General features: G+C 47.0%; 6 protein-coding genes and 1 tRNA gene. 6 read left to right on the forward strand and 1 reads right to left on the reverse strand.

Going from position 1 to position 6747, the window contains the following annotated elements; all coding sequences use genetic code 11:
* Positions 1–179: 179 nt before the first annotated feature.
* The 3 genes from QUB06_RS24920 (at position 180) to QUB06_RS24930 (ending at position 2107) form a co-directional block, all read left to right on the forward strand.
* Complete coding sequence (locus QUB06_RS24920; protein ID WP_333437563.1) at positions 180–1079, forward strand: methyltransferase domain-containing protein; 900 nt, start codon at positions 180–182, stop codon at positions 1077–1079.
* A gap of 106 nt (positions 1080–1185) precedes the next feature.
* Positions 1186–1914, forward strand: coding sequence for an HAD family phosphatase (locus QUB06_RS24925; RefSeq protein WP_333437564.1), 729 nt, complete (start codon positions 1186–1188; stop codon positions 1912–1914).
* A 120-nt stretch (positions 1915–2034) separates the two neighbouring features.
* Positions 2035–2107: transfer RNA gene (locus QUB06_RS24930), tRNA-Ala, on the forward strand.
* Between the two features lie 16 nt (positions 2108–2123).
* Here QUB06_RS24930 and QUB06_RS24935 read toward each other — a convergent pair.
* On the reverse strand, positions 2124–2300 hold the full coding sequence (locus tag QUB06_RS24935) for a hypothetical protein (RefSeq protein ID WP_333437565.1): 177 nt from the start codon (positions 2298–2300) through the stop codon (positions 2124–2126).
* A 346-nt stretch (positions 2301–2646) separates the two neighbouring features.
* On the opposite strand from QUB06_RS24935, the gene urtA reads away from it, so the two are divergent.
* The 3 genes from urtA (at position 2647) to urtC (ending at position 6671) form a co-directional block, all read left to right on the forward strand.
* Entirely contained in the window at positions 2647–3969 is a 1323-nt protein-coding gene (gene urtA / locus QUB06_RS24940) for an urea ABC transporter substrate-binding protein (RefSeq protein ID WP_333437566.1), read from the forward strand.
* Between the two features lie 377 nt (positions 3970–4346).
* Positions 4347–5501: an ABC transporter permease subunit gene (locus QUB06_RS24945; RefSeq protein ID WP_333437567.1), complete on the forward strand. Its 1155-nt coding sequence runs from the start codon at positions 4347–4349 to the stop codon at positions 5499–5501.
* A 27-nt stretch (positions 5502–5528) separates the two neighbouring features.
* Positions 5529–6671, forward strand: a complete 1143-nt coding sequence (urtC, locus tag QUB06_RS24950; RefSeq protein ID WP_333437568.1) for an urea ABC transporter permease subunit UrtC — start codon at positions 5529–5531, stop codon at positions 6669–6671.
* Positions 6672–6747 lie beyond the last annotated feature (76 nt).

Below are 6747 nucleotides of genomic sequence, written 5' to 3' on the forward strand. Positions count from 1 at the left end.
GCTTGTCTATAGTTGCATTTTTTAAACTGGTATAAGCAGGACGTGGGAAAGGAAGCCCACGGAGTTTTTAACGGAGGTAAGGGATAGAGGGAAGATGTTGGAGGGGACAAAAAGTTTTAATTAATGCTAAATTTACGCCCGTTGGCTAAAATTAGAAGAGTTTTTGTTAAAGGTGTTTTATGGCTGTTGGCAAGGATACAATTTTCGAGCGCTTTTTGTCGCCCCTGATGCGACTGGCGATCGACGAAGAAGCACTGAAACGACTCTACGAAGGTATCGACTGGGAAACAGCGGGCGATCGCTACCGACAACCCGACTTAGTTTATCCCGAATATTACACCAGCCAAAACTTTCACGGCATTAAACGCGGCTACCTCAACCCCAGTGCCGCCGTTTCCTACGATCCAATCACGCAATATGTTTTGCCTCCCCACGAAACAGTCGTCAGGCAAGGCTTAATTGACGCTGTGCTGGTGAAACCGCGCCGAATCATCGATTTGGGATGCGGCACCGGTTCGACAACGCTCATGCTCAAGCAAGCCTTTCCCGAAGCGGAAGTTGTCGGCTTGGACTTGTCGCCTTATATGCTGGTAGTTGCCGACATGAAAGCGCAAAAAGCCGGCTTAAATATCCAGTGGTTGCACGGAAATGCCGAAAGCGTTGCCTTTGGCGATGGCAGCTTCGATTTAGTCGCAGCTTCCTTGCTGTTTCACGAGACACCGCCTGCTGTATCGCGGGCAATTTTGCGAGAAAGCTTCCGACTGCTGAAGGTTGGGGGACAAGTGGCAATTTTGGACGGAAACCAAAAAACTTTGCGGCAGACAGAGTGGCTGACTGATATCTTTGAGGAGCCTTATATTAAGTCTTACGCCGCTGGCAGCCTCGATGCTTGGGCGGGGGCTGCTGGATTCGCGGCGGTGCAAACTCACGAACACTGGTGGACGAATCAGGTGACGCAGGGCGTGAAACCTTTGCCGGGGGAAGATTTGGAAGAGGCAAAGGTGGCGAGGGGGTGGAATTGGGGCGATCGAACTCCTGATGTTGATGGCGATTTACCGGGCATTCCAGCTCCTGCTTGATGTATTAACTGTTGACTGTTGACTGTTGACTGTTAACGGTTAACTGTTAGCAAACCAATGACTAATGACTAATGACTAATGACTAATGACTAATGACTAATGACTAATGACTCTAAAAGCAGTTTTATTTGATTTTAATGGTGTGATTGTTAATGACGAGCCGATTCACGAGAAAATAATCGATCAATTGATGCTCGATGAAAATCTCCAGCTCAAACGTGGGGAGTTTCGAGAAGTTTGTTTGGGAAGGAGCGATCGCGCTTGCATTACCGAACTGCTCAAGCGCCGAGGACGATATCTAACAGAAACATATCTCGATCGACTGCTGCAGCGCAAGGCCCAAGCTTACAAAGCTCAAATAGATACTTTGGAGAAACTGCCGATTTATCCGGGTTTGGCAGAATTTATTGATAAAATTCGGCCCGCCGGACTGAAAATGGCCGTAGTTAGCGGGGCAATGCGATCGGATATAGAATTGGTGTTAGATCGGGCCGGTTTGGCAGCAAACTTTGAGTTAATTGTCGCAGGCGACGACTTGACGGCGAGCAAACCAGCACCGGATTGCTATTTATTGGCTGTGGAACTTCTCAACCAGAAATATCCCGACTTTAACCTGCAACCGATCGAGTGTTTGGCGATAGAAGATACTTTTGCGGGAATTGAAGCAGCGAAAAAAGCCGGGATTCAGGTTGCGGGTGTGACTCACACTTACCCGTTTCACATGATCCAGCGCCAAGCTAATTGGACGGTGGACTATTTTGCTGATTTAGAGTTGGACAGAGTGGCCCAACTTTGCTCGATCGCTCCCACTGAGCCGGCTGCGGAAAACACTTGACGTTTTTAGGAGTTACGTGCTAGTGTAAGTGACGGTCTGCGAACGTGAGAGCAAGCAAGACCTGTAAGGCTTTTAGATTCGGCAATCCGGCATCTAAAATGCTAAATTAAAACTCAATCAGGGGAATTAGCTCAGTTGGTAGAGCGCTGCGATCGCACCGCAGAGGCCAGCGGTTCGAGTCCGCTATTCTCCATAAATCAGGGGCACATCTACAGGTGACGATCGTACTCAAAGCGAAGTGCGATCGTCACTTGCTTTGATACTCGCCTATGAGTGTGCGATAGACGCGGTTGCTGGCTAAGTTTTAGCATCAATAACCTGTGGAGAGCGAGAAACCCGCTTTCTATTTTGTGCGATCGACCCGGTTGCTGCCTAAGTGGTAGCATCAATAAGATAATTTATGTAAAGAAACCCGGTTTCTAATTACACACTAATTGCTGAAAAGACGTATTTTGGTGTCTAAACCTGGTTTCCCAAAAAAATCGGGTAAGCCCCTGATCCCAACCCTGATGTCATCAGTCAATGTAAAATCTAAAATCTAAAATCTAAAATGGTATCACCCCGGTTTCTGCCGCAGTTGCCCTCAATCCCCACAAAACATTCATTTTGTCAAAAACAATAAGTTTTGTAGCTAAAAATACAACAGTCTGCTGACGCGAGTCTTAATATCAAGTCGCTATGTGTTATTATTCTCAATCATCAGACTCATCTGTTCAAGAGTAACAAGAAAAAATGACAAAGCGATTCGATAGGCGGAAATTCCTTTTATACGGTTCTGCTACCCTAACATCAAGTTTATTTCTAAAAGCTTGTAGAACTCCAACTCCAACAGCAACTCCCGCCGCTTCTCCTTCTCCAAATTCCACAGGAGCACCAGCAGCAGCCGGGGGCGGAAACACGATCAAAGTAGGAATTTTACATTCCTTGAGCGGCACGATGTCAATCAGCGAAAAAAGCGTTGTCGATGCCGAACAATTAGCGATCGAAGAAATCAATAAAGCTGGTGGTGTCCTCGGCAAACAAATCGAAGCAGTAATAGAAGATGGCAACTCAGACTGGCCGACTTTTGCCGAAAAAGCCAAAAAATTGATCGACCAAGATAAAGTTGTCACCGTCTTCGGCTGCTGGACATCCGCCAGTCGCAAAGCAGTATTGCCGGTATTTGAAGAAAAAAATCATATGCTCTGGTATCCCGTACAATACGAGGGTCAAGAGTGTTCCAAGAATATCTTTTATACCGGGGCTGCGCCGAACCAGCAAATCGAACCAGCAGTTGACTGGCTGCTAGAAAATAAAGGCAAAAAATTCTTCTTAGTCGGGTCTGACTACGTTTTCCCCCGCACGGCTAATACCATTATCAAGGCACAGCTAGCAGCCAAAGGCGGCGAATTAGTTGGGGAAGATTACATTCCTTTAGGCGGGACAGAAGTCACGCCAATTATTACTAAAATTAAGGCAGCTTTGCCAGACGGCGGCGTCATTTTCAATTCCCTCAACGGCGACAGCAACGTAGCATTTTTCAAACAGTTGCAGGGTGCTGGTTTGGGCCCGGACAAATATCCGTCAATGTCTGTCAGTATTGCGGAAGAAGAAGTAAAGGCGATCGGCGTTGAATATCTTAAAGGCCATTACGCCGCCTGGAATTACTTCATGACTGTGGAATCTCCGGCTAATACAAAATTTGTGGAAGCTTTCAAGGCAAAATACGGCAAAGATAGAGTGACCAATGACCCGATGGAAGCAGCTTACATCATGGTTTACCTGTGGAAGCAAGCTGTCGAAAAAGCAGGGACAGCCGACGATTTGGAAAAAGTGCGGGCAGCCGCTTTGGGTCAAACCTTTGACGCGCCGGGGGGCACAGTAACGATGGATGTTAACCATCACCTTTCTAAATTTGTGCGGTTGGGCGAAGTTAGAGACGACGGTTTATTTAACATCGCTTTTGCTACACCACAAGCAGTGAAGCCGGTGCCTTGGAATCAATTTGTCGCTGAAACAAAAGGCTTTGCTTGCGATTGGTCAGACCCCGCAAAAGGTGGCAAATTCAAAGCTTAATAAGTAGCTAATACCAATTTGGTTAACGTTGGTAACGTATCTTTTATCCCCCTAGGGCGTGTCTTTAAACCCGGAGATCCCCCCCAGCCCCCCTTAATAAGGGGGGAGTAAGAGCATTCTTTCGTCAATCTCTACTCCCTTAATAAGGGGGGAGTAAGAGCATTCTTTCGTCAATCTCTACTCCCCTTAAGAAGGGGGAACTGGACTCTTCAAAGTCAACCCCTACTCCCCTTAAGAAGGGGGATTTAGGGGGATATAGACTCGGCTAAAAGCGAAATATACAGAGGGTTTTAGTTCTAAGTTGACACCAATAGGGTAAAACCCGCCCCTAATTATCCCCGAACAAAGTTGATCGACTTGATGCAGGAGTAACAAAATTGGCGATATTAGATGGTTTATTTAACGGCATTAGCATCGGCGCTGTTTTACTAATTGCCGCCCTGGGATTAGCGATTATTTTCGGGCTGATGGGCGTGATTAATATGGCTCATGGCGAGTTGATGATGCTAGGGGCTTATACAACTTTCGTCGTGCAAAATGTCTTCAAAGGTATGGGAGGATTTGCCTTTGAAACATATATTTTATTTGCGATTCCCTTAGCTTTTTTAGTAGCTGCACTGGTAGGATTAATTCTCGAACGCGGAGTGATTCGCTATCTTTACGGGCGGCCGCTAGAAACTCTGCTGGCAACTTGGGGCGTAAGTTTAATTTTGCAGCAGTTTGTCCGCAGCGTTAGTTGGGTGCTGGTAATTGGGATTGCGGTGTTTTGTTTGCTGTTTTTTGGCGGTTTGCGGGTGCTGAAATCGCGCCTAGATTTCGATCGCATTCGCAGCAAAATTATCGCCCTAATTTTGCCTTTATCTTTGGGTATTTCCTGGGCGGTGAGCGCCTTTTTAGGGCAAACTTACAAACTGGCAGTAACTCAACCTTGGTTTGGCGCTCAAAATGTGGACGTAACTGCACCGCAATGGTTGCGGGGTGGCATACCGCTGGGCAATTTTCAGTTGCCCTACGCCCGAATTTTTATTATTGTCCTTACCGGAATTTGTTTGGCGGGAATTTACCTATTTTTGCAAAAGTCTGTGTGGGGATTGCGGATTAGATCCGTGACGCAAAATCGCAGCATGAGCGCGTGTTTGGGAATTCCTACCGAACAAGTAGACGCGCTGACTTTTGCTTTGGGTTCGGGGCTCGCAGGTGTCGCTGGCTGCGCGATTAGTTTGATAGGTTCGGTAGGGTCAAATACCGGACAAAATTATATAGTCGATACCTTTATGGTGGTGGTTGTGGGCGGTGTAGGGAAGATTGTGGGGAGTGTAGTTGCTGCGATCGCGATCGGCACTGCAAATTACCTGATCGGTTCGGGAACCTTAGCAATAATATTCGCTCCTGTCAAGCCTTTAGCTGACTTCTTCACATTTTTCGCCACAACCAGCATGGCAAAAGTAATGGTATTCGCCTTAATTATGGCTTTTCTGCAAGTGAAGCCGGGAGGGATTTTCCCGCAAAAAGGGCGGACGGTAGAAAATTAAAAATTATAACTGCGAGTGTAGCGAAAAATGCAGAAAACACATCAGAAACCCTGGCTAAAAGAAGTGGCAATTGTCAGCGCGATCGCCCTCACATTCATCTTACTCCTCCCAGGAATACTCCCCGACGTTCGGCTCAATCAATTGGGGCGGTTTTTAGCACTAGCAATTGCAGCCCTCGGCATAGACTTGATTTGGGGATACACCGGTTTACTTAGTTTAGGGCATGGGGTGTTTTTTGCGATCGGCGGCTACGCCTTCGCCATGCACCTAAAACTGCAAATTCCCCCAACCGCCAGCAGTCAATTGCCCGAATTTATGAACCTCTACGGCGTTACCGAACTCCCCTGGTTTTGGCAACCATTTTATTCATTTCCCTTCTCAGCATTAGCAGTAGTTCTCATTCCCGCCATCTTGGGCGCACTTTTAGGTTATTTAGTATTCCGCAATCGGATTCGAGGCGTTTACTTTTCAATTCTCACCCAAGCAGCAACCATAGTATTTTTCAACTTCTTTAACGGTCAGCAAAAACTGATTAACGGAACCAACGGACTCACCGACTTTAAAACCTTGTTCGGAGCCACAGTTAATGACCGAGATACTCAATATATTTTCTACATTCTCACCATACTATTTTTAGCAGCAACTTACGCCCTCTGCCGATGGCTGACCAGCGGGCGTTTCGGCCGCCTGTTAGTAGCAATTCGCGACGACGAAGTGCGCCTGCGTTTCTCAGGTTACAATCCCACAGGATATAAAGTTTTAGTCTTTGCAATTTCCGCCGGTTTAGCCGGGATTGCAGGCGCATTATTTACCGTACAAACCGGAATCATTTCGCCAAAAGCAATGGATATTGCCTTTTCAATCGAAATGGTAATCTGGGTCGCAGTGGGAGGTCGCGCCACATTATCGGGAGCAATATTGGGAACACTGCTAGTCAACTTTGGTAAAAGTTTCTTGAGCGAACAATTCCCCGAAGTTTGGCTGTTTTTCCAAGGTGCGCTATTCCTCATAGTAGTCACAGTGCTGCCCGACGGCTTAGTCGGATGGCTGCAACATCAAGGTTTCGGTCAAATCCGCAGGTTGTTCAGAAGACCTAAGTACGCATCTACTTACCCCAGCCTGGAACAAGACCCCCAAGTGCAGCTCGAAAAAGAAGAACTTGAACATTGAGTAAGGAACCCCACGCTTAAAAGCGGGGGCTTTTAGGAAGTCCGGCTCGTTCCGAGCGGTGCAAGAAGAAAGCCCG

This window comes from Microcoleus sp. D2_18a_D3 (assembly GCF_036702455.1).
Lineage (GTDB): Bacteria > Cyanobacteriota > Cyanobacteriia > Cyanobacteriales > Microcoleaceae > Microcoleus.